Annotated in this window: 22 protein-coding genes and 1 riboswitch; of the genes, 20 read left to right on the top strand and 2 right to left on the bottom strand. The window is 72.0% G+C overall.

Going from position 1 to position 23,272, the window contains the following annotated elements; translation table 11 throughout:
* The first annotated feature begins 403 nt into the window (after positions 1-403).
* From ACIRB7_RS15655 to ACIRB7_RS15570, 18 genes are all read left to right on the top strand, one after another.
* Complete coding sequence (locus ACIRB7_RS15655; RefSeq protein ID WP_403598821.1) at positions 404-2,185, top strand: DUF5941 domain-containing protein; 1,782 nt, start codon at positions 404-406, stop codon at positions 2,183-2,185.
* On the top strand, positions 2,182-2,919 hold the full coding sequence (locus ACIRB7_RS15650; RefSeq protein WP_403597982.1) for a sugar phosphate nucleotidyltransferase: 738 nt from the start codon (positions 2,182-2,184) through the stop codon (positions 2,917-2,919). Before ACIRB7_RS15655 ends, ACIRB7_RS15650 begins: the two co-directional genes overlap by 4 nt.
* Complete coding sequence (locus ACIRB7_RS15645; protein WP_403597980.1) at positions 2,907-3,968, top strand: iron-containing alcohol dehydrogenase family protein; 1,062 nt, start codon at positions 2,907-2,909, stop codon at positions 3,966-3,968. The genes ACIRB7_RS15650 and ACIRB7_RS15645 overlap by 13 nt, the downstream gene beginning before the upstream one ends.
* The gene (locus ACIRB7_RS15640; RefSeq protein ID WP_403597977.1) at positions 3,946-4,725 is read left to right on the top strand and encodes a CDP-alcohol phosphatidyltransferase family protein; all 780 of its coding nucleotides are present in this window, start codon (positions 3,946-3,948) and stop codon (positions 4,723-4,725) included. The genes ACIRB7_RS15645 and ACIRB7_RS15640 overlap by 23 nt, the downstream gene beginning before the upstream one ends.
* 47 nt (positions 4,726-4,772) lie before the next feature.
* Positions 4,773-5,618, top strand: coding sequence for a glycosyltransferase family 2 protein (locus tag ACIRB7_RS15635; protein ID WP_403598818.1), 846 nt, complete (start codon positions 4,773-4,775; stop codon positions 5,616-5,618).
* A gap of 48 nt (positions 5,619-5,666) precedes the next feature.
* Positions 5,667-6,596 carry an ABC transporter permease gene (locus ACIRB7_RS15630; RefSeq protein WP_403597974.1) on the top strand — a complete coding sequence of 310 codons (930 nt, stop codon included), beginning with the start codon at positions 5,667-5,669 and terminating at the stop codon, positions 6,594-6,596.
* The gene (locus ACIRB7_RS15625) at positions 6,589-7,374 is read left to right on the top strand and encodes an ABC transporter ATP-binding protein (RefSeq protein WP_403597971.1); all 786 of its coding nucleotides are present in this window, start codon (positions 6,589-6,591) and stop codon (positions 7,372-7,374) included. The genes ACIRB7_RS15630 and ACIRB7_RS15625 overlap by 8 nt, the downstream gene beginning before the upstream one ends.
* A 112-nt stretch (positions 7,375-7,486) precedes the next feature.
* Positions 7,487-8,131: a TetR/AcrR family transcriptional regulator gene (locus tag ACIRB7_RS15620; protein WP_403597969.1), complete on the top strand. Its 645-nt coding sequence runs from the start codon at positions 7,487-7,489 to the stop codon at positions 8,129-8,131.
* Positions 8,132-8,444: 313 nt separating this feature from the next.
* A complete protein-coding gene (gene hpnC / locus ACIRB7_RS15615; protein WP_403597966.1) occupies positions 8,445-9,356 on the top strand; it encodes a squalene synthase HpnC in 912 nt (303 codons plus the stop codon).
* Positions 9,353-10,303: a presqualene diphosphate synthase HpnD gene (gene hpnD, locus ACIRB7_RS15610; protein WP_403597963.1), complete on the top strand. Its 951-nt coding sequence runs from the start codon at positions 9,353-9,355 to the stop codon at positions 10,301-10,303. The genes hpnC and hpnD overlap by 4 nt, the downstream gene beginning before the upstream one ends.
* Before the next feature lie 82 nt (positions 10,304-10,385).
* Positions 10,386-11,786: a hydroxysqualene dehydroxylase HpnE gene (hpnE, locus tag ACIRB7_RS15605; protein ID WP_403597960.1), complete on the top strand. Its 1,401-nt coding sequence runs from the start codon at positions 10,386-10,388 to the stop codon at positions 11,784-11,786.
* Positions 11,783-12,883: a polyprenyl synthetase family protein gene (locus tag ACIRB7_RS15600; RefSeq protein WP_403597957.1), complete on the top strand. Its 1,101-nt coding sequence runs from the start codon at positions 11,783-11,785 to the stop codon at positions 12,881-12,883. Before hpnE ends, ACIRB7_RS15600 begins: the two co-directional genes overlap by 4 nt.
* A 105-nt stretch (positions 12,884-12,988) precedes the next feature.
* Positions 12,989-14,974, top strand: a complete 1,986-nt coding sequence (shc, locus tag ACIRB7_RS15595) for a squalene--hopene cyclase (RefSeq protein WP_403597954.1) — start codon at positions 12,989-12,991, stop codon at positions 14,972-14,974.
* The gene (locus ACIRB7_RS15590; protein ID WP_403597951.1) at positions 14,974-15,645 is read left to right on the top strand and encodes a 1-hydroxy-2-methyl-2-butenyl 4-diphosphate reductase; all 672 of its coding nucleotides are present in this window, start codon (positions 14,974-14,976) and stop codon (positions 15,643-15,645) included. Before shc ends, ACIRB7_RS15590 begins: the two co-directional genes overlap by 1 nt.
* Positions 15,646-15,652: 7 nt before the next feature.
* The gene (gene hpnH, locus ACIRB7_RS15585; RefSeq protein ID WP_403597948.1) at positions 15,653-16,675 is read left to right on the top strand and encodes an adenosyl-hopene transferase HpnH; all 1,023 of its coding nucleotides are present in this window, start codon (positions 15,653-15,655) and stop codon (positions 16,673-16,675) included.
* Between the two features lie 7 nt (positions 16,676-16,682).
* Positions 16,683-18,092: an aspartate aminotransferase family protein gene (locus ACIRB7_RS15580; RefSeq protein ID WP_403597945.1), complete on the top strand. Its 1,410-nt coding sequence runs from the start codon at positions 16,683-16,685 to the stop codon at positions 18,090-18,092.
* An 81-nt stretch (positions 18,093-18,173) separates the two neighbouring features.
* A complete protein-coding gene (locus ACIRB7_RS15575; protein ID WP_403597944.1) occupies positions 18,174-18,857 on the top strand; it encodes a helix-turn-helix domain-containing protein in 684 nt (227 codons plus the stop codon).
* Positions 18,858-18,909: 52 nt separating this feature from the next.
* A complete protein-coding gene (locus tag ACIRB7_RS15570; RefSeq protein WP_403597942.1) occupies positions 18,910-19,065 on the top strand; it encodes a DUF6126 family protein in 156 nt (51 codons plus the stop codon).
* Between the two features lie 9 nt (positions 19,066-19,074).
* Here the strand turns inward: ACIRB7_RS15570 and ACIRB7_RS15565 are convergent, their stop codons facing one another.
* Positions 19,075-19,896 (bottom strand): tyrosine-protein phosphatase, encoded by an 822-nt coding sequence (locus tag ACIRB7_RS15565; RefSeq protein WP_403597939.1) that lies wholly within the window; start codon positions 19,894-19,896, stop codon positions 19,075-19,077.
* A 359-nt stretch (positions 19,897-20,255) separates the two neighbouring features.
* A riboswitch (cyclic di-AMP (ydaO/yuaA leader) is annotated at positions 20,256-20,444 on the top strand.
* 4 nt (positions 20,445-20,448) lie between these two features.
* On the opposite strand from ACIRB7_RS15565, the gene ACIRB7_RS15560 reads away from it, so the two are divergent.
* Complete coding sequence (locus ACIRB7_RS15560) at positions 20,449-21,453, top strand: LysM peptidoglycan-binding domain-containing M23 family metallopeptidase (RefSeq protein WP_403597937.1); 1,005 nt, start codon at positions 20,449-20,451, stop codon at positions 21,451-21,453.
* 161 nt (positions 21,454-21,614) lie between these two features.
* Complete coding sequence (locus ACIRB7_RS15555; RefSeq protein ID WP_403597934.1) at positions 21,615-22,409, top strand: SGNH/GDSL hydrolase family protein; 795 nt, start codon at positions 21,615-21,617, stop codon at positions 22,407-22,409.
* On the opposite strand, the gene ACIRB7_RS15550 is transcribed toward ACIRB7_RS15555, so the two are convergent.
* Positions 22,396-23,262, bottom strand: coding sequence for an STM4011 family radical SAM protein (locus ACIRB7_RS15550; protein ID WP_403598815.1), 867 nt, complete (start codon positions 23,260-23,262; stop codon positions 22,396-22,398). The two genes, ACIRB7_RS15555 and ACIRB7_RS15550, sit on opposite strands and share 14 nt — an antisense overlap.
* Between the last annotated feature and the right edge of the window lie 10 nt (positions 23,263-23,272).

Raw genomic sequence — 23,272 nt, 5'->3', positions numbered from 1 at the left:
GTGCCCCGAGCAGCAAGTCAACTACGGGTGGGGGGTATGTGCAACACGGTACTGAACACCGTTGTCATATGCTCTGACCTGCGGTGATGCCAGGCTGTCCGGCCGTGGCCCAAACCCGGCGCCCAGGGCCCTCGCGGCGGCGCCCGACCGCGGTGAGTGGGACGGTCCGCCGGTTGTGGGGCGGGCCGCCGATCGCCCATGATGATCTCCGCAGGGCGCGGCTCACCCACGAGGACACGGGTGGGCCCGGGGGAGTCCTGCCCGCGAAGCCTCGGTGAACTCACGCTCTGTTCATCCGATAGCCTCAGCCGACGTGCCGCCGCCCGGTGCCGGGCCGCACCGCCGCGCCCGGGGCGCCATGGGCCCCGCCGGCCCCTCCGTCAGCTCCAAGGAGTGAGTTCGTCTGTCGACCGCCATCCTCACCGGCCCGCCGGCACCCGGATCCTCGCTCGACGGTGATCTGCGGTCGCTCGGTTTCGACGTCAAGGCCGCGTCCGGCGCCGACGAGGCCGCCGCCGTGCTGGCCACCGTCCCGGCGGGCGAGCGCGTCGCGCTCGTCGACCCCCGGTTCGTCGGCCACCTGCACGCGCTGCGCCTCGCCCTCACCGACCCCCGGTTCCCGGCAGCCGCCGTACCCGGCGCCCTCACCGCGCAGAGCGGGGCCCGTCCCGCGCTCGCCCGCGCGCTGAAGGACGCCCCGGCCACCGGCGACCTCCCCGGCACGGTCGCCGACGCCCTCGACGCCGACGGCGTCGCCGTGCACCGGCCCCAGCTCGGCACCCTCGTCGCCACCGTCCCCGCCGACCCGGAGACCCGCCACGAGGCACGCGCCGCCGTGGACGCGGTCGACGACGAGGCCGTACGCCTCCGCTCGGCCGTGAAGGCCCACGACGGCTTCTTCACCACCTTCTTCATCAGCCCGTACTCGCGCTACATCGCCCGCTGGTGCGCGCGCCGCGGACTGACCCCCAACCAGGTCACCACCGCCTCGCTGCTCACCGCCCTGATCGCGGCCGGCTGCGCGGCGACCGGCGAGCGCGGCGGCTACATCGCCGCCGGCGTCCTCCTCCTCGTCTCCTTCGTCCTGGACTGCACCGACGGGCAGCTCGCCCGGTACGCGCTGAAGTACTCGACGATGGGCGCCTGGCTCGACGCCACCTTCGACCGCGCCAAGGAGTACGCCTTCTACGCGGGCCTCGCCCTCGGCGCGGCCCGTAACGGCGACGACGTCTGGGCCCTGGCGCTCGGCGCGATGGTCCTGATGACCTGCCGGCACGTCGTGGACTTCTCGTTCAACGAGGCCAATCACGACGCCACCGCCAACACCAGCCCCACCGCGGCCCTCTCCGACCGGCTCGACAGCCTCGGCTGGACCGTCTGGGCCCGCCGCATGATCATCCTGCCGATCGGCGAGCGCTGGGCGATGATCGCCGTCCTCACCGCCGTCACCAGCCCCCGGATCGTCTTCTGGGCGCTGATCATCGGCTGCGCCTTCGGCGCCTGCTACACCACGGCGGGCCGCGTCCTGCGCTCCCTCACCCGCAAGGCGAAGCGCACCGACCGCGCCGCCCAGGCACTGGCGGACCTCGCGGACTCCGGCCCGCTGGCCGGCGGCATCGCCCGCTCCCTCCGCCGCACCGGCCCGCTCGGCCCCGGCGTCGTCCTCGCCGCGATCGCCACCGGCGCACTCCTCACCGGCGTCCTCGCCCGCCCCTTCGGGGACCGGCAGACCGTCGTCGTCGCGGTCCTGTACGTGGTGCTCGCCGGCGCGGCCGTCGCCCGCCCGCTCAAGGGCTCCCTGGACTGGCTCGTACCACCGCTCTTCCGCGCCGCCGAGTACACCACCGTCCTCGTCCTCGCCGCCCGCTCCGACGCCCCGGGAGCCCTTCCCGCGGCATTCGGCCTGGTCGCGGCAGTCGCCTACCATCACTACGACACGGTGTACCGCATTCGCGGGGGCACCGGCGCGCCGCCCGCCTGGCTGGTGCGCGTCACCGGCGGACACGAGGGGCGCACGCTCCTGGTGGCCGTCCTCGCCGCCCTCCTGGCGGACCGCGGTGACGACTTCACCCTGGCACTGACCGCTCTCGCGGCAGCCGTCGCGCTCGTGGTGCTCGTGGAGTCCATCCGCTTCTGGGTCTCCTCCGGAGCACCCGCCGTTCACGACGAAGGAGAAACAGCATGATCGGCCTCGTACTCGCAGCCGGTGCCGGACGGCGTCTGCGCCCCTACACCGACACCCTTCCGAAGGCCCTCGTGCCGGTCGACGGCGAGACCACGATCCTCGACGGGACGCTGAAGAACTTCGCCGAGATCGGCCTCACCGAGGTCGCGATCGTCGTCGGCTACCGCAAGGAGGCCGTCTACGCCCGCAAGGAGGCCCTGGAGGCGAAGTACGGCCTCACGATCACCCTCGTCGACAACGACAAGGCCGAGGAGTGGAACAACGCCTACTCCCTGTGGTGCGCCCGTGAGGTCCTCAAGCGCGGTGTGATCCTCGCCAACGGCGACACCGTCCACCCGGTCTCCGTCGAGGAGACCCTGCTCGCCGCCCGCGGCAACGGCCAGAAGATCATCCTCGCCCTCGACACGGTGAAGAACCTCGCCGACGAGGAGATGAAGGTCATCACCGCCGAGGGCAAGGGCGTCCAGCGCATCACCAAGCTCATGGACCCGGCCACCGCGACCGGCGAGTACATCGGCGTCACGCTCATCGAGCCCGAGGCCGCGGAGGCGCTCGCCGACGCCCTCAAGGCGACCTTCGAGCGCGACCCGGACCTCTACTACGAGGACGGCTACCAGAAGCTCGTCGACGACGGCTTCACCATCGACGTGGCCCCCATCGGCGACGTCAAGTGGGTCGAGATCGACAACCACGACGACCTCGCGAAGGGCCGTGAGATCGCGTGCCAGTACTGACTCGGCTGATCCCCTCGCCGGTCGTCGTCGACATCCGCAGGGGAGCGCTGGACGACCTGTCCGCGCTCCTCGCGGACCAGCGGATCTCCAGCAACGGCAAGATCGCCGTCGCCATCAGCGGCGGCTCGGGCCTCAAGCTGCGTGAGCAGTTCGCCGCCGAGCTGCCGGGTGCCGACTGGTACCCGGTGGCGGGCGGCACCATCGACGAGGCCGTGAAGCTCGCCGACGCCATGCGCGGCAAGCGGTACGACGCCGTGGTCGCCCTCGGCGGCGGCAAGATCATCGACGTGACCAAGTACGCGGCGGCCCGGGTCGGGCTGCCGCTGGTGGCCATCGCCACCAACCTGTCGCACGACGGGATCTGCTCCCCGATCTCGACCCTGGACAACGACAACGGCCGGGGCTCCTACGGCGTCCCCACCCCGATCGCCCTCGTCATCGACCTGGACGTGATCAGGGAGGCGCCGGTCCGCTTCGTCCGCTCCGGCATCGGCGACGCCATCTCCAACATCTCCGCCATCGCGGACTGGGAGCTCTCCCACGAGGTGACGGGCGAGCCCGTCGACGGCCTCGCGGCCGCCATGGCCCGCAGCGCCGGCGAGGCCGTGCTCCGCCACCCCGGCGGCGTCGGCGACGACGACTTCCTCGTCTCCCTCTCCGAGGGCCTGGTGATGTCCGGCATCGCCATGTCGATCAGCGGGGACAGCCGCCCCTCCTCGGGCGCCTGCCACGAGATCAGCCACGCCTTCGACCTGCTCTTCCCGGCCCGCGCCGCCAGCCACGGCGAGCAGTGCGGTCTCGGAGCGGCCTTCGCCATGCACCTGCGCGGCGCCCGCGAGGGGTCCGCGCAGATGGTGGAGACCCTCCGCCGGCACGGGCTGCCCGTCCGGCCGGAGGAGATGGGCTTCACCGTGGACGAGTTCGTGCAGGCGGTGTCCTTCGCCCCGCAGACCCGGCCGGGCCGCTTCACCATCCTCGAACACCTCGACCTGTCCGACGACCAGATCAGGGACGCGTACGCCGACTATGCAAAAGCCATCGGTAGCTGAGCTCCGACCGGTCGTCCACCCCCCGGGTGTGAAGGACCGGCGCAGCGGTGAGCACTGGGGCGGCCGTCTGTACATGCGGGAGATCTCGCTCCGGATCACCCGCCACCTCGTCGGCACCCGGGTCACACCGAACCAGCTCACCTACGTCATGACCCTCGCGGGCGTCCTCGCGGCCCCGGCGCTGCTCGTGCCGGGGATCCCGGGTGCCCTCCTCGGCGCGCTCATGGTCCAGCTCTACCTGCTGCTCGACTGCGTCGACGGCGAGGTGGCCCGCTGGAAGAAGCAGTTCTCGCTCGGCGGGGTGTACCTGGACCGGGTCGGCGCCTATCTGTGCGACGCGGCCGTGCTCGTCGGCTTCGGCCTGCGCGCCGCCGACCTGTGGGGCTCGGGCCGGATCGACTGGCTGTGGGCCTTCCTCGGCACGCTCGCCGCCCTCGGCGCCATCCTGATCAAGGCCGAGACCGACCTCGTCGGTGTCGCCCGCCACCAGGGCGGTCTGCCGCCGGTCAAGGAGGCGGCGTCCGAACCGCGCTCCTCCGGCATGGCGCTGGCCCGCAGGGCCGCCGCGGCGCTCAAGTTCCACCGGCTCGTCCTCGGCATCGAGGCCTCGCTCCTGATCGTGGCCCTGGCGATCGCGGACCACGTCCGCGGCGATCTGTTCTTCTCCCGGGTCGGCGTCGCCGTCCTCGCCGGCATCGCGCTGCTCCAGACCGTGCTCCACCTGGTGTCGATCATGGTCTCCAGCAGGCTGAAGTGAGGCCGGTCCCCGGTGCGCCGCTCAGGGTGGGAGCCGTCGTCATCACGATGGGCAACCGCCCCGACGAGCTGCGCGCGCTGATCGACTCGGTCGCCGCGCAGGAGGGCGACCGGGTCGAGGTCGTCGTCGTCGGACAGGGCACCCCGGTCACCGGGCTGCCCGACTGGGTGCGGACCGTCGACCTGCCGGAGAACGTCGGCATCCCGGCCGGCCGGAACGTCGGCATCGAGGCCTTCGGCCCGGGCGGCACCGACGTCGACGTCCTGCTGTTCCTCGACGACGACGGACTCCTCGCGCACACGGACACCGCCGAACTGGTCCGGCAGGCCTTCACCGCCGACCCGCGCCTCGGCATCATCACCTTCCGCATCGCCGACCCGGAGACCGGGACCACCCAGCGCCGGCACGTGCCGCGCCTGCGCGCCTCCGACCCGATGCGCTCCTCGCGGGTCACCACCTTCCTCGGTGGCGCCAACGCGGTCCGCACCAAGGTCTTCGCCGAAGTCGGCGCCCTGCCGGGCGAGTTCTTCTACGCGCACGAGGAGACCGACCTCGCCTGGCGCGCGCTCGACGCCGACTGGATGATCGACTACCGTTCCGACATGGTGCTGTTGCACCCCACCACAGCCCCGTCCCGGCACGCCTCGTACCACTTCAACGTGGCCCGCAACCGAGTGTGGCTGGCACGTCGCAATCTGCCCGCGCCCCTGGTGCCGGTCTATCTCGGCGTCTGGCTTCTGCTCACCCTGGCCCGGCGGCCCTCCCTCTCCGCGCTGAAGGCGTGGTGCGGCGGCTTCCGCGAGGGCTGGACGACCCCCTGCGGACCGCGCCGCCCCATGAGGTGGCGTACGGTGTGGCGGCTGACCCGGCTGGGTCGCCCCCCGGTCGTCTGACATCGTGGTACCGACGTGCCGCGCATCTTGAACACGAAAGTTTCGACTGTGAGTGACACACACCAGGGCGGGGCGGTCGCGACGAGCGCGCCCCCGTCCGTCGACGAGGGCCTGGCCCCGGCCGCGCTGGCCGCGAAGTACGGCCTCTCCGTCAGCGGCGCCCGGCCCGGACTGTTCGAGTACGTCCGTGAACTGTGGAGCCGCCGCCACTTCATCCTGGCCTTCTCCTCGGCCAAGCTGACCGCCCAGTACAGCCAGGCCAAGCTGGGCCAGGTGTGGCAGGTGGCGACCCCGCTGCTCAACGCCCTGGTCTACTACCTGATCTTCGGGCTCATCCTGGGCGCGGGACAGGGGATGTCCGAGGAGGTCTACATCCCCTTCCTGGTCACCGGCATCTTCGTGTTCACCTTCACCCAGAGCTCGGTCATGGCCGGCGTCCGGGCGATCTCGGGGAACCTCGGCCTCGTCAGGGCCCTGCACTTCCCGCGGGCCAGCCTCCCCATCTCCTTCTCCCTCCAGCAGCTCCAGCAGCTGCTGTTCTCGATGATCGTCCTCGTGGCGATCGTGATCGCCTTCGGCAGCTACCCCTCCCTCCGGTGGCTGCTCGTGATCCCGGCGCTCTTCCTGCACTTCGTGTTCAACGTGGGCCTCGCGATGATCGTGGCCAGGATGGGCTCCAAGACGCCCGACCTCGCCCAGCTGATGCCGTTCATCATGCGGACCTGGATGTACGCGTCCGGCGTCATGTTCTCGATCCCGGTGATGCTCGCCGACAAGCCGGCCTGGATCGCCGACGTCCTCATGTACAACCCGGCGTCCGTCTACATGGACCTGATCCGCTTCGCCCTCATCGACGGCTACAGCGCGAGCAACCTGCCGGACCACGTCTGGATGACCGCCCTCGCCTGGGCACTGGTCGTCGGCATCGGCGGCTTCGTCTACTTCTGGAAGGCCGAGGAGAGGTACGGCCGTGGCTGACATCGACGACGGCAACGTCCCCACCGTCATCTGCGACGACGTCCACATCGTCTACCGGGTCAACACCGGTGGCGGAGGCAAGGGCAGCGCCACCGCGGCGCTCAGCCGGATCCTCGGCCGCGGCAAGGCCGAGGTCTCCCGGGGCGTCCGCAAGGTCCACGCGGTCCGCGGTGTCACCTTCACCGCCTACCGGGGCGAGGCCATCGGCCTCATCGGCTCCAACGGCTCCGGCAAGTCGACGCTGCTGCGCGCCATCGCCGGTCTGCTGCCCACCGAGAGCGGCATGGTCTACACCGACGGGCAGCCCTCGCTCCTGGGCGTCAACGCGGCCCTCATGAACGACCTCACCGGTGAGCGCAACGTGATCCTGGGCGGCCTCGCCATGGGCATGAGCCGCGAGGAGGTGCGCTCCCGCTACGAGGGCATCGTCGACTTCTCCGGCATCAACGAGAAGGGCGACTTCATCAGCCTGCCCATGCGCACGTACTCCTCCGGCATGGGCGCCAGGCTCCGCTTCGCCATCGCGGCGGCCAAGAACCACGACGTCCTCCTCATCGACGAGGCGCTGGCGACCGGTGACCGCAAGTTCCAGATCCGCTCCGAGGAGCGGATCCGCGAACTCCGCAAGGAGGCCGGCACGGTCTTCCTGGTGAGCCACAGCAACAAGTCCATCCGGGACACCTGCGACCGGGTGCTCTGGCTGGAGAAGGGGCAGCTCCTGATGGACGGCCCCACGGACGAGGTCCTCAAGGCGTACGAGCGCGAGACCGCCCGCTGACCCGCGTCCTTCCGCACCGCCCCCACCCTTTTCGGTGGGGGCGGTTCCGCTTTCCGCGCGTCGTGCCACCACCTGGAATGTTCATGCGGTCAACATCGGGCAGGATGAGCCCATGGCAGCGATCTCGGGGGGAAAGACCTACCACCACGGCGATCTGCGCAACGCGCTGATCTGCGCGGCCGTCGATCTCGCCACCGAAGGCGGCCCCGAGCGGGTCGTCCTGCGCGAGGCGGCCCGCCGGGTGGGTGTCTCGCCCACCGCCGCCTACCGGCACTTCGACGGCCGCGGCGAACTCCTCGGCGCTGTCAGGACCCACGCCCGGCGGGAGCTCGCCGACTCCATGGAGCGGGCCGCCGCCCGCGAGCCCGGCGCCGACGATCCCGCCCTCGCGGCCGAACGCCGGGTCGCCGCCCTCTGTCGCGGATACGTCGGCTTCGCCGTGGAGCAGCCCGGCCTCTACCGGGCCGCGTTCTGCGTCCCCAGGCGGGCCGAGGCGGGCGGACCCGCGGCGGAGCGCCCGCCCACCGAGCCCGAGATCCGCGCGTTCACCCTGCTCGGGGAGGCGCTCGACGCGCTCACCCGGCGCGGCGCCCGACAGGGCGCACGAGTCGCCAGTGGCGCCGCAGCGTGGTCGGCCGTGCACGGACTGTCACTTCTCCTGGTCGACGGCCCTCTTCGCCGCCTTCCCGCGCAGCGCAGGAACGCCGTCGTCGAGACGACCCTCGCCATGGTGGTCTCCGGCGCACGTGCCCTCTGAGCCGCCTTCCGACCCGAACTCCCTTGCGGTACGGGCGGGTTGACGACTCGTACGAGTGAGCTTCCCGGCGTCGGCCACCCCGGAATGGCGACGGCCGTCGTACAACGTAAGCTGGACCGGTCTGTTTCGCGGCAAGTAGGGCGATACCCCACGACCATCGGGCCTCCGGGCGGCGGCCCTACGGGCAGGGGTCGGCGGCGTGTCCGAAATAGGATGGATTGGATCGGCAGTGTAGAACGGGAGACGTGACGGCCATGACGCAGAATCTCCAGCTCCACGAGGGTGTCGCCGTCCCTCCGTCGGGCAGTGACCTGTGACGGACACGCGGCAGGGGCGCCCCGACGCCTCCTCACGCGCCACACTCGGCAAGGCCGCGGACGAGAACTTCCCCGTGGCCCCCTTCTTCCTGCCCCGGGCCTGGCGCGACGACCTGATGGCCGTCTACGGCTTCGCCCGCCTCGTCGACGACATCGGTGACGGCGACCTCGCCCCCGGCGGCGCCGACGCCCGCCACCTCGGCCTCGACCCCGAGGCCGCCGAGGACCGGCTCGCGCTCCTCGACGCCTTCGAGGCCGACCTCCGCCGCGTCTTCGACGGCGCCCCCCGCCACCCCCTGCTGCGGGCCCTCCGGCCGACCGTCCAGCGCCACCGGCTCACCCCCGAGCCCTTCCTCGGACTGATCGCGGCCAACCGCCAGGACCAGCTGGTCACGCGCTACGAGACGTACGACGACCTCCTCGCGTACTGCGAGCTCTCCGCCAACCCCGTCGGCCGCCTCGTCCTCGCGATCACCGGCACCGACACCCCCGAGCGGATCCGCCGCTCCGACGAGATCTGCACCGCCCTCCAGATCGTCGAACACCTCCAGGACGTCGCCGAGGACCTCGGCGCCGACCGGATCTACCTCCCCGCCGAGGACCTCAAGCGGTTCCACGTCACCGAGGCCGACCTCGCCCGCCCCACCGCCGGCGCCGCCGTGCGCGCACTGATCGCCTTCGAGGCCGAGCGTGCCCGCGAACTGCTCCACGCGGGCACCCCGCTCGTCGGCAGCGTCCACGGCCGGCTCCGCCTCCTCCTCGCGGGATTCACCGCCGGGGGACTCGCCGCGCTCGACGCGGTCACCGACGCCGGATTCGACGTACTGAGCGGTGCACCGAAATCCACCAAGCCGAGCCTGATGCGCCAGGTGGGAGCGGTACTGCTCCGGGCGCGGAGAGAGGGGTGAGCGCGACCGTGGAGGCACAGCTTCAGCCGTCCGCACCGGTACAGGCCGCCTACAGCTACTGCGAGGCGGTCACCGGACAGCAGGCACGCAACTTCGCCTACGGGATCCGGCTGCTGCCGACCGAGAAGCGCCAGGCCATGTCCGCGCTGTACGCGTTCTCCCGGCGCGTCGACGACATCGGAGACGGCACCCTCGCGTCCGAGGTCAAGCGGGAGCGCCTTGAGGCCACCCGCGCCCTGCTCGACCGGGTCCGCGCCGGCGAGGTCGACGAGGACGACACCGACCCCGTCGCCGTCGCTCTCGCCGACTCCGCCCGCCGCTTCCCGCTCCCGCTCGACGGCCTCGACGAACTCATCGACGGCGTCCTCATGGACGTGCACGGCGCGACCTTCGAGACCTGGGACGACCTCAAGGTCTACTGCCGCTGCGTCGCCGGGGCGATCGGCAGGCTCTCCCTCGGCGTCTTCGGCACCCAGCCCGGCGCCGCGGGCGCCGACCGGGCCCCCGAGTACGCCGACACCCTGGGCCTCGCGCTCCAACTCACCAACATTCTCAGGGACGTACGCGAGGACGCGGCCAACGGGCGGACCTATCTGCCCGCCGACGACCTCGCCAAGTTCGGCTGCGGGGACGGCTTCGGGAGCGACACCCCGCCCCCCGGCGCCGACTTCGCCGGCCTCGTCCACTTCGAAGTACGGCGCGCCCGCGCCCTGTTCGCCGAGGGCTACCGGCTGCTGCCCATGCTCGACCGGCGCAGCGGCGCCTGCGTCGCCGCCATGGCCGGCATCTACCGCCGCCTCCTCGACCGGATCGAACGCGACCCCGGCGCCGTGCTGCGCGGCCGGGTCTCGCTGCCGGGCCGAGAGAAGGCGTACGTCGCCGTCCGCGGGCTCTCCGGCCTCGACACCCGCCACATCGCCCGCCGTACCGTCAGGGGGCGAGCTTGATGAGCCCGTACGCCACCGAGCGCCGGGCAACCCCGGGCGCCGTTCCGGCGTCCCTGCCCGAGACGACCCGAGCGGAGGCCGCGTGACCCACGAAGGAACCGAGCAGAACGCCCGGCAGCCCCACGCCGTCGTCGTCGGCGGCGGGCTCGCCGGGATCACCACCGCGCTCCGGCTCGCCGAGGCGGGCGCCGGCGTCACCCTCCTCGAAGGCCGGCCCCGGCTCGGCGGCCTCGCCTTCTCCTTCCGCCGCGGCGACCTCACCGTCGACAACGGCCAGCACGTCTACCTGCGCTGCTGCACCGCGTACCGCTGGTTCCTCGACCGGATCGACGGCGCCCGGCTCGCGCCCCTCCAGGACCGCCTCGACGTCCCCGTCCTCGACGTCGGCCACCCCCGCGGACCGAGGCTCGGCCGGATCCGCCGCGACAACCTCCCCGTACCGCTGCACCTCGCGCGGACCCTCGCCACGTACCCGCACCTCTCCCTCGCGGAACGTGCCTCCGTCGGCCGGGCCGCGCTCGCCCTGAAGAAGCTCGACCCCGCCGATCCCGCGCTCGACGGCATCGACTTCGGCACCTGGCTCGGCCGGCACGGGCAGTCCCCCCGGGCCGTCGAGGCCCTCTGGGACCTGATCGGCATCCCCACGCTCAACGCCCCCGCCCCCGAGTCCTCCATGGGGCTCGCCGCGATGGTCTTCAAGACCGCGCTCCTCACCGAGCCCGGCGCCGCCGACATCGGCTGGGCCCACGTCCCCCTCGGCGAACTCCACGACACCCGCGCCGCGAAGGAGCTCGACGCCCTCGGCGTCCGCACCCTGCTCCGTACCAAGGCCGAGCGGATCTCCCGTACGGACGACGGCCGCTGGGCCGTCGACGTACCCGGCGAGACGCTCACGGCGGACGCCGTCGTCCTCGCCGTACCCCAGCAGGAGACCCACGGCCTGCTGCCCGACGGCGCCCTCGACGACCCCGACCGGCTCCTCGACATCACCGTCGCGCCCATCCTCAACCTGCACGTCGTCTACGACCGCAAGGTCCTCAAGCAGCCCTTCTTCACCACGCTCGGCTCCCCGGTGCAGTGGGTCTTCGACCGCACCGAATCCTCCGGGCTCACCGGCGGCGGCCAGTACCTCGCCGTCTCCCAGTCCGCCGCCCAGGACGAGATCGACGAACCCGTCGCCGCCCTGCGCGCGAAGTACCTCCCCGAGCTGGAGCGGCTGCTGCCCGCCGCCCGCGGCGCCGGGATCCGCGACTTCTTCGTCACCAGGGAGCGGACGGCCACGTTCGCCCCCACCCCGGGCGTCGGCCGACTCCGCCCCGGCGCCCGCACCCGGGCCCCGGGGCTCTACCTGGCCGGAGCCTGGACCGCCACCGGCTGGCCCGCGACCATGGAGGGTGCCGTCCGCAGCGGATTCAGCGCGGCGGGCGCCGCGCTCTCCGCCCTCGGCCGCCACCATGACCATCCGCTGCAGGAGGCGGCATGAGTGTGAGTACCGGAACAAGAGGAGAGACCGTGCCGACTGTGCCGCCGGGTAATCCGGCCGTCGACACCGCGGACGTGTCCGCACTGCTGGAGCGGGGGCGGACCCTGTCCACCCCCGTACTGCGGGCGGCCGTCGACCGCCTCGCGCCGCCCATGGACACCGTGGCCGCCTACCACTTCGGCTGGATCGACGCCCAGGGCAACCCCGCCGACGGCGACGGCGGCAAGGCCGTACGCCCCGCGCTCGCCCTGCTGTCGGCCGAGGCCGCGGGCGCCGCGCCCGAGGTCGGGATCCCCGGCGCCGTCGCCGTGGAACTCGTCCACAACTTCTCGCTGCTCCACGACGACCTGATGGACGGCGACGAGCAGCGCCGCCACCGCGACACCGTGTGGAAGGTGCACGGCCCCGCGCAGGCCATCCTCGTGGGCGACGCCCTGTTCGCCCTCGCCAACGAGCTGCTCCTCGAACTGGGCACCGTCGAGGCCGGCCGGGCCACCCGCCGGCTCACCACGGCCTCCCGCAAGCTCATCGACGGGCAGGCCCAGGACATCGCGTACGAGCACCGCGAGCGGGTCACCGTCGAGGAGTGCCTGGAGATGGAGGGCAACAAGACGGGCGCCCTGCTCGCCTGCGCCGTCTCCATCGGCGCCGTGCTCGGCGGCGCCGACGACCGCACCGCCGACAAGCTGGAGGAGTACGGCTACCACCTCGGCCTCGCTTTCCAGGCCGTCGACGACCTCCTCGGCATCTGGGGCGACCCGGAGGCCACCGGCAAGCAGACCTGGAGCGACCTGCGGCAGCGCAAGAAGTCCCTGCCGGTCGTCGCCGCCCTCGCTGCCGGCGGCGAGGCCTCCGAGCGGCTCGGCGAACTGCTCGCCGCCGACGCCAAGTCCAACGACTTCGACACCTTCTCCGAGGAGGAGTTCGCCTACCGGGCGGCCCTCATCGAGGAGGCCGGCGGACGCGAGTGGACCTCCCAGGAGGCCCGTAGGCAGCACGCCGTCGCGATCGAGGCCCTGGACGAGGTGGACATGCCCGCCCGCGTCCGGGCGCAGCTCACCGCGCTCGCCGACTTCGTGGTCGTACGGAAGAGATGATCACCATCACCCTGATATGAGTGCGCGGTCGCCGGCCGGTGCCCTTCGGCGCCGGCCGACGGCAGACCCGTAGAAGCAGATGAACCTACTGCCAAAGGGGAAGCCATGACAGCGACGACCGACGGGAACGCCGGGGCCGTGGGCCCCCGGGCGGCCGCGGCCAGCACCACGCACCACACCGACGCCTCCACGCCGGATCTCGACGAAGCCGCCGCACGGGCCGCGGAACGGGCCGTCGAGCACCTGCTCGCCCGGCAGGACCCCGAGGGCTGGTGGAAGGGCGACCTGGAGACCAACGTCACCATGGACGCCGAGGACCTCCTCCTCCGCCAGTTCCTGGGCGTCCTCGACGCCGACACCACCCGCGCCGCGGCCCTCCACATCCGCCGTGAGCAGCGCGAGGACGGCGCCTGGGCCACCTTCTACGGCGGACCCGGCGAGGTCTCCGCCACCGTCGAGGCCTATGTGGCACTCCGGCTCGCCGGAGACCCGCCCGAGGCCCCGCACATGGCACGCGCCGCCGCCTGGGTCCGTGCCAGGGGCGGGATCGCCGCCGCCCGGGTCTTCACCCGGATCTGGCTCGCCCTCTTCGGCTGGTGGCGCTGGGAGGACCTGCCCGAGCTGCCCCCGGAACTGCTCTTCCTGCCGAAGTGGTTCCCGCTCAACATCTACGACTTCGGCTGCTGGGCCCGGCAGACGATCGTGCCGCTCACCGTCGTCTCCGCGAAGCGCCCGGTCCGCCCCGCGCCCTTCCCCCTCGACGAGCTGCACACCGACCCCGCCCGTCCGAACCCGCCCCGGCCCCTCGCCCCCGCGACCGGCTGGGACGGGATCTTCCAGCGGCTCGACAAGGCGCTGCACGCCTACCACCGGGTCGCGCCGCGCGCCCTGCGCAGGACCGCCATGAACCTCGCCGCGCGCTGGATCGTCGAGCGGCAGGAGAACGACGGCTGCTGGGGCGGCATCCAGCCGCCCGCCGTCTACTCGGTCATCGCCCTCCACCTCCTCGGCTACGACCTCCAGCACCCCGTCATGCGGGCGGGCCTCGAGTCGCTCGACCGGTTCGCGGTGTGGCGCGAGGACGGCTCCCGGATGATCGAGGCCTGCCAGTCGCCCGTCTGGGACACCTGCCTCGCCACGATCGCCCTCGCCGACGCGGGGCTCCCGCCGGACCACCCCGCCCTTGTGAAGGCCGTCGACTGGATGCTCGACGAGGAGATCACCCGGACCGGGGACTGGGCGGTACGGCGTCCCGGACTGCCCCCGGGCGGCTGGGCGTTCGAGTTCCACAACGACAACTACCCCGACATCGACGACACCGCCGAGGTGGTGCTGGCCCTGCGCCGGGTCCGGCACCCCGAGCCGGCCCGGGTGGAGGCGGCCGTCGCCCGGGGCACGCGCTGGACGCTCGGCATGCAGTCGCGGGGCGGCGCCTGGGGCGCGTTCGACGCCGACAACACCAGCGCCTTCCCCAACAGGCTGCCGTTCTGCGACTTCGGCGAGGTGATCGACCCGCCCTCCGCCGACGTCACCGCCCATGTGGTGGAGATGCTGGCGTACGAGGGGCTCGCCGCGGACCCCCGGACCCGCGGGGGCATCGACTGGCTGCTCGCCGCACAGGAGCCGAACGGTGCCTGGTTCGGCCGCTGGGGCGTCAACCACGTGTACGGCACCGGTTCGGTGCTCCCCGCGCTCACCGCGGCCGGGCTGCCCGTCTCCCACCCCGCGATCCGCCGGGCCGTCGACTGGCTCGGAACCACCCAGAACGAGGACGGTGGCTGGGGCGAGGACCTCCGCTCCTACTCGGACCCGGAGTGGATCGGACGCGGCGCCTCCACCGCCTCCCAGACCGCCTGGGCGCTGATCGCCCTGCTCGCCGCGGGCGAACGCGACTCCGAGCCGGCACGGCGGGGCGTCGCCTGGCTCGCCGCGACCCAGCGCGAGGACGGCTCCTGGGACGAGCCGTACTTCACCGGCACCGGCTTCCCCTGGGACTTCTCCATCAACTACCACCTCTACCGGCAGGTGTTCCCCCTCACGGCGCTCGGACGCTACGTGTACGGGGAGCCGTCGCCCGGCAAGGGACGCTGATGGGGCGCGAGCCGGGCCCCGGCGCCCCACCACCGCTGCTCATCGCCTGCGCCCTCGGCATCGAGCAGCTCGCCCTGCGCACCGGGGACCGCGGCGGCGCCCCCGGGCCCGTGACCGTGCTCCGTACGGGCATGGGACCCGACCGGGCCAACCGGGCGGTCTCCCGGGCGCTCGGCGAGGAGCGGTGGCGGGACGCCGCCGTCATCGCCTCCGGTTTCTGCGCGGGGCTCGCCCCCGGCATGCACCCGGGGGACCTGATCGTCGCCGAAGAGACCCGCGGCCCCGACGGCACGCTCTCCTGCACCGGGACCGAGCTCCTGGTGCAGGCCCTGGCCAGGGCGGTGCCCGGGCGTGCCGTGCACACCGGGCCGCTGACCGGCTCCGACCACGTGGTGCGCGGCCCCGAGCGGGCAGCGCTGCGGGCCACCGGCGCGATCGCCGTCGACATGGAGTCCGCCGCGACTCTGCGTACCGCACGGGCCGCCGTAGGCCTCGGCGGAGGGCCGGACGCCCGCCCGGTTGCGGCCGTCCGGGTGGTCGTGGACGCTCCAGAACATGAGCTGGTCCGGATCGGCACGGTACGCGGGGGAATATCGGCCTTCCGTGTCCTTCGTGCCGTCCTTCCCGCTTTCTTCGAATGGCACCGTTCTTTGCTGCTCCCCAGGAGGTGAACGAGTTATGGCCATGCCGCTCCGTCAGTCCATCCGGGTCGGGACCTACCTCATCGAACAGAAGCTCCGCAAGCGCGAGAAGTTCCCGCTGATCGTCGAGCTCGAGCCGCTCTTCGCGTGCAACCTCAAGTGCGAGGGCTGCGGAAAGATCCAGCACCCCGCGGGTGTCCTCAAGCAGCGCATGCCGGTCGCCCAGGCGGTCGGCGCGGTCCTGGAGTCCGGCGCCCCCATGGTGTCCATCGCGGGCGGCGAGCCCCTGATGCACCCTCAGATCCACGAGATCGTCCGCCAGTTGGTGGCGAAGCGGAAGTACGTCTTCCTGTGCACCAACGCCATGCTGCTGCGCAAGAAGCTGGAGGACTTCACGCCCTCCCCGTACTTCGCGTTCGCCGTGCACATCGACGGCCTGCGTGAGCGGCACGACGAATCCGTCGCCAAGGAAGGCGTGTTCGACGAGGCGGTGGCGGCCATCAAGGAGGCGAAGCGACGCGGATTCCGCGTAACCACCAATTCGACCTTCTTCAACACCGACACCCCGCAGACCATCATCGAGGTCCTCAATTTCCTCAACGACGACCTCCAGGTCGACGAGATGATGATCTCGCCCGCCTACGCGTACGAGAAGGCCCCCGACCAGGAGCACTTCCTCGGCGTGGAACAGACCCGCGAACTCTTCAAGAAGGCCTTCGCCGGCGGAAACCGGCGCCGCTGGCGGCTCAACCACTCGCCGCTCTTCCTGGATTTCCTGGAAGGAAAGGCGGACTTCCCCTGCACCGCCTGGGCCATTCCGAACTACTCCCTCTTCGGCTGGCAGCGCCCCTGCTATCTGATGAGCGACGGATACGTCCCCACGTACCGCGAACTCATCGAGGACACCGACTGGGAGAAGTACGGCCGCGGCAAGGACCCGCGCTGCGCCAACTGCATGGCGCACTGCGGCTACGAGCCCACCGCCGTCCTCGCCACCATGGGCTCCCTCAAGGAGTCCCTGCGCGCGGTCAGGGAGACGGTCTCCGGGGACAAGCGGTGAGTGCCCCGTGAAGGGCGAGGACGAGCGTCCGGCGAAGGGTGCGTTCGACCTGCGGGCGCTCCTCGCCGAACGCGGCGGCGAGCGCTACGAGCTGCACGCCAAGCACCTCAACCACCAGCTGCCGCGGATGCTCCACACCATCGGCTTCGACAAGGTGTACGAGCGGGCCGAGGGCGCCCACTTCTGGGACGCCGACGGCGTCGACCACCTCGACATGCTCGCCGGCTTCGGCGTGATGGGCCTCGGACGGCACCACCCCGTCGTCCGCAAGGCCCTCCACGACGTCCTGGACGCCCAGCTCGCCGATCTCACCCGCTTCGACTGCCCGCCGCTGCCCGGACTCCTCGCCGAACGGCTGCTCGCCCACAGCCCGCACCTCGACCGGGTCTTCTTCGGCAACAGCGGCACGGAGGCCGTGGAGACCGCCCTCAAGTTCGCCCGGTACGCCACCGGGCGGCCCAGGGTCCTCTACTGCTCCCACGCCTTCCACGGCCTGACCACCGGCTCCCTCTCCGTCAACGGGGAGAAGGGCTTCCGGGACGGCTTCGCCCCGCTCCTGCCCGACACGGCGATCGAGCTCGGCGACCTCGAAGCCCTGGAGCGGGAGCTGCGCCGGGGCGACGTGGCCGCCTTCGTCGTGGAGCCGATCCAGGGCAAGGGCGTCCACGAGGCCCCGCCCGGCTTCCTGCGCGCCGCCCAGGAGCTGCTGCACAAGCACGGGGCCCTGCTGATCGCCGACGAGGTGCAGACCGGCCTCGGCAGGACCGGCGACTTCTACGCGTACCAGCACGAGGAAGGGGTCGAACCGGACCTGGTCTGCGTGGCCAAGGCCCTCTCCGGCGGCTACGTGCCGGTCGGGGCCACCCTCGGCAAGGACTGGATCTTCAAGAAGGTCTACTCGTCGATGGACCGGGTCCTCGTCCACTCGGCGAGCTTCGGGTCGAACGCGCAGGCCATGGCGGCCGGGCTCGCCGTCCTCTCGGTCATGGAGAGCGAGGACACGGTCGCCCACGTCCGGCGGATCGGCGGCCTGCTCCGCTCCCGCCTGGAGGAGCTCGTGCCCCGGTACGAACTGCTCCACGAGATCCGCGGGCGCGGGCTGATGATCGGGATCGAGTTCGGCCGGCCGTCCTCGCTGGGGCTCCGAGGGCGCTGGACGATGCTCCAGGCGGCCCGCAAGGGGCTCTTCGCGCAGATGGTCGTCGTCCCGCTGCTCCAGCGACACCGGATCCTCACCCAGGTCTCCGGGGACCACCTGGAGGTGATCAAGCTGATCCCGCCGCTGATCATCGACGAGGCGGACGTGGACCGGTTCGTCACCGCCTTCACGGCGGTCATGGACGAGGCCCACGGCGGTGGCGGGCTGATGTGGGACTTCGGGAGGACTCTGGTGAAGCAGTCGGTGGCGCAGCGCTGACGGCGGATCCGGTCGAGCGTGGAGTTTTGCCTCTGGGGCAAGAAACTTGCCTCAGAGGCACGATGCTGGCGGAATGGACGCATGGACCACGTCCCCGGGGAGACCTCCCCGGACCCCGCCGCCACCGGCGCACCGCCGGACGCCGCTGCCTCAGGCGCCCTGCCGGACCCCGCCGTCCCTGGCGCCCTGCCGGACGTCGCCCCGCAGCTGCGGGGTCTGCGCCGTCGCCGGGGCCTCACCCTGGAGGCCGCCGCCCAGCGGGCCGGCCTCTCGCCGGCCCACCTCTCGCGCCTGGAGACCGGGAACCGGCAGCCCTCGCTGCCGATGCTGCTCGCCCTCGCCCGCATCTACGGTACGACGGTCTCCGAGCTCCTCGGTGAGGCACCGGCCGAGCGCGACCCCGTCGTCCGGGCCGGCCGCTCCGAACCCGTCGAGGCCGACGGCTGGGTCTACCGCCAGGCGGGCGGTGCCGGGCGCGCCCTGCAGTGCCTGCGGGTCCACGTGCCGTACGCCACCAGGGCCGACATCGTGCGCGTCCACCCGGGGGAGGAGTGGATCCACGTCCTGGAGGGCCGGGTGCGGCTCGCGCTCGGTGACGCCGTGCATGTCCTCGATCCCGGGGACAGCGCGCACTTCGACTCGCTCACCCCGCACCGGATCGGCGCCGCCACCCCCGGCGGGGCGGAGCTGCTGTTCGTCCACACCCTGATGCAGAGTCCCGCGGCCGAGCTGTGCCTCGGCGACGGGACCCCGCACCGGCGCTGAGCCCCGTGGGGCATCCTTCCCTGTGGCTCTTCATTCCTTCGAGAGGACCGACATGTCCGACAAGTCACGACCGGTCACCGGTGAGGAGCGTGGGGAGGGCAAGTTCCCCAAGGGGCTGGTCCTGCGCCTCTTCGCCTACCTGGTCGCCGGCCACCTCTTCGCCGGTTTCCTCTACCTGCTCTTCGCGCTGGGTGGCCAGAACCGGTAGGCGGCGGACTCACACCTCGGTGAGCAGGCGCTCCCGCAGGCGCTCGCGGGTCTCCGGGGCCAGCTTCAGGCCCGTCGCGAGGTAGGCGTCCACCGAGCCCCAGGTCGCCTCGATCGTCTCGAAGGCCCCCCGCAGGTACTCCACCCGCGCGTCGAAGAGCGGGCTCAGCAGCTCCATCACCTCGGGCGACATGGCGTCCGGGGCGGTGGAGCTGCGGCGCACCTTGTAGCGGCGGTGCGGGTCGTTCGACTTCACGTAGTCGGCCTCGATCGCCGCCCGCTCGACCCCGAGGGCGAGCAGGGTGATCGCTATGGAGAGCCCGGCGCGGTCCTTGCCGGCCGCGCAGTGCATCAGGGCGGGGAGGCTGTCCTCAGCCATGGCGTGCAGGATCCGGCTGTGCTCCGCGGTCCGCTCGATCACCATCTTCCGGTACGAGTCGGACATGTTGGCGGCCGCCTTGCCGTCACCGAGGATCTCGCGCAGCTGGGTTATGTCGCCGCCGCGCACCAGCTTCCAGAACTCCTTGCCCTCCGCCGGATCGTTGAGCGGTATGTTCACGTTCCGTACGCCGGGCAGCTCGACGTCGGGACCCTCGACCTTCCGGTCGGCCATGTTCCGGAAGTCGAACACGGTGTGCAGTCCCAGCGAGTCGAGGAAGGCGGCGTCCGCCGCCGTCGCGTGGGCGAGGTGGCCGCTGCGGAAGAGGCGCCCGGTGCGGACGGCCCGGCCGTCCGTCGTCGGCAGGCCGCCCACGTCCCGGAAGTTGCGGACCTCGGCCAGCTCGGGTTCGGTCATTTCGATGGGCGGGACCTGCGGCAGCTGCTGCGTCACGGGTGCTCCTGGTGGTCGACGTTCGGGTGCCCGAAGCGAGATCGGTTCCTGGGGCAATCATCCAGGCGGGAGGGTGTCGGCGCACCCCCCTGGACGGGAATGGGTGATCTGTCCGAATTGAGGCCTTACGTATAACGCGCCCTGTTTGCGGGCGAGATGGGCATCGGCGCGTGAGCAGCGTCATAGAAGTGACGGATCGTGGCCGACGGCCGGAACCAATTGCCGTACGGAAAAGGGACATCGAAGGACCGTCATCCACAGAGGGTGACCGGAATTCCGGCCGGAAGACGTGGCGGGGAAAGCCGGTGGAAATCAGCGGCTTGTCCGTGCCGACCCCCTCGTCTAGCGTCACCGTCAATCCGGTCGGACCGCCGAATCCTGCCACCGTCCGGAATTCCCACTCATCCCATGTGTGGCAGGAGCGGGGGACCCAGGAAGTACGCCGGTCCCGCGACGCAGGACGGCTTGGGGTGAAGCCGCGTGAGAACGCGGCCGGGCATCTCCAGTCCGAACCCGACAGCTCACCTCGTAGGCGCCGGAGAGGAATTCGCCATGCCCGCGACGGGTAAGCACCGCCGTACCAAGACCAACCGACTGACCCGCGGAATCGCCGCCGCCGGTACGGGAGGCGCCGTCGTCGCCCTCCCGCTCTTCGGCGCCACCGGGGCCCACGCCGCCGAGCAGACTGCCGCCCCCAGCCAGGCCGTCACCGCCGCCGCCCAGGTGGAGGCCCTCGCCGCCGCCAAGGCCGCGCCCGCCGCCAAGGCCGCACCGAAGACGTACTCCGTCGTGCGCGGCGACTACCTGTCGAAGATCGCCGCCGACCACCACGTCGCCGGCGGCTGGCAGAAGCTGTACTCCGACAACCGCCAGGTCGTCGGCGAGGACCCCTCGCTCATCCTGCCCGGCATGAAGCTCACGCTCGGCGCCAAGAGCACCGCCAAGGCCTCCGCTCCGAAGAGCGCCGCGCCCCGGGCGGCCGCCCCCAAGAGCGCCCCGGAGCCGTCCGCCGAGACCTCCTCGAAGAACGGCGACACCCCGCGCGCCTCCCGGGGCAGCGAGCGCGCCGCCGCCCCGGCCACCACCGCCCCGTCCTCGGACGCCGGCTCGTCCTCCTCCGCGCAGGAGTCGACGGGCGCCTCGACCTCCGCGTCCGGCTGGGTCGCCCCGGTCAGCGGCGGCATCTCCACCCCGTACCGCGCCTCCGGCTCCATGTGGTCCTCCGGTTACCACACCGGTGTCGACTTCATCGCCTCCTCCGGCACCACCGTCCGCGCCGTCGGCGCCGGCAACGTGGTCTCGGCCGGCTGGAGCGGCGCCTACGGCAACGAGGTCGTCATCCAGCACGCCGACGGCAGCTACTCGCAGTACGCCCACCTCTCCTCCCTCTCCATCTCGTCCGGCCAGACCGTCACCGGCGGCCAGCAGATCGGCCTCTCCGGCTCCACCGGCAACTCCACCGGCCCGCACCTGCACTTCGAGATCCGCACCTCGCCGAGCTACGGCTCCGACATCGACCCGCTGGGCTACCTCCGCCAGCACGGCGTCTCCATCTGACGCACCGACACCCCGCGTGGCCCGGCACTCCTGTGCCGGGCCTCCGGCGTTTCCCCATCTATTCCGGCTTGGCAATTTCTTTATCGGTGGCATATATCACCCGGCGTCAACCCCTCCTTACGGTCGCGTAGGTCACATCCAAAAGGGAAGGATGTGCTCCCGTGGCAGACGATTCGAGATCAAGAGACAAGAACGCATTCGGGTCGTACGCGGCGATCGGTGACAGCTTCACCGAGGGCGTCGGAGACCCCGGGCCCGGCGGGACGTACGTCGGCTGGGCGGACCGCTTCGCGGTCCTGCTCGCCGACCAGCTGCCGGAGCACGACGCCTTCCGCTACGCCAACCTGGCCGTACGCGGGCGCCTCCTCGACCAGATCGTGGCGGAACAGGTCCCCCGGGCGAAGGAACTCGCCCCCGACCTGGTGACCTTCTGCGCCGGCGGCAACGACATCATCCGCCCCGGCAGCGACCCCGACGACGTGGCCGAGCGCTTCGAGCGGGCCGTCGCCGAACTGACCTCCGCCGTCGGCACCGTCATGGTGACCACTGGCTTCGACACCCGTGACGTGCCCGTGCTCAGGCACCTGCGCGGCAAGATCGCCACCTACACCGCCCACGTCCGGGCCATCGCGGACCGCTACGACTGCCCGGTCCTCGACCTGTGGTCCCTCAGGTCCGTGCAGGACCGGCGGGCCTGGGACCTCGACCGGCTGCACCTCTCCGCCGAGGGGCACACCCGGGTCGCCCTCCGCGCCGCCCAGGTCCTCGGCCTGCCGGTGCCCGCCGACCCGGATCAGGCCTGGCCGCCGGTAGCCCCGCGCGGCTCGCTGGAGCTGCGCCGGGACGACATCAACTGGGCGAAGGAGTACCTCGTGCCGTGGATCGGGCGCCGGCTGCGCGGCGAGAGCTCCGGCGACCACGTCGAGGCCAAGCGCCCCGACCTCATGCCCCTCTGAGGGACGACGGGCCGCCGGCCGGGATCCGCTCCAGGACCCCGCCGGCGAACACGTCGTACAGCGGCAGCGTCTCCAGGTGGACATAACCGATGTGACAGTCGCAGACGGCGAGGGGGCAGGCCCGGGGACGCAGGGCGGCGCGGTACGAACCGTCGTACAGGTTCCCCAGCTCGGCCTTGACGAAGTGGCAGCGCCGCACCGTCCCCTCACCGTCCACCGAGATCACCGACTCCCCGGTCCGGCAGGGCAGCCCCGCCGAGCGGTGCGGATGACGGCTGTACGGGAACAGCGGGTCGACCGCCGTCCACTCGTCGGCCTCCGCGTCGGTGTACGTGTACCCCTCCGCCGCGTTCACCCAGAGGTACACGTGCGGAGGCAGCGCGGCGCGCAGCCGCCGGGCGTGCTCCGCGTGCTCGGGCAGACCGACCACGCCGACACTGAACCGGACGCCCCGCTCCGTCAGTTCCCCGCACTTGGCGAGGAAACGCTCGTAGGGCGTCTGCCCGGGGTGGTACGTGCACCAGAGCGCCACGCGCTCCGGGTCCGCCTCCGCCAGCCAGTCGGTCCGGCAGCTCAGATTGGTCTGGATCGCCACCCGCTCGACCTGCGGCAGCCGCGACAGCTCGACGAGCGCCCGCCGGTACCAGGAGCGCACCAGGCCCTCGCCCCACGGGGTGAAGAGGATCCGCAGCCGGTCGCCGGTCTGTGCGGCGGCCCAGCCGGTGAACCGTTCCAGCGCGGCCCGGTCCGCGCGCAGCTGCTCCCGGCTGTCCCGGCGCTTGGCGAACGGGCAGTACGGGCAGTCGAAGTCGCAGGAGGAGAGCGGCCCCCGGTAGAGCAGCGTCAGGTCCATGCCGGAGTCG

This window comes from Streptomyces sp. NPDC093795 (assembly GCF_044764665.1).
In the GTDB taxonomy this organism is placed as follows: Bacteria; Actinomycetota; Actinomycetes; order Streptomycetales; family Streptomycetaceae; genus Streptomyces.
The sequence above is the reverse complement of the archived record's forward strand: the minus strand, read 5'-3'. Positions and strand labels throughout refer to the sequence as shown.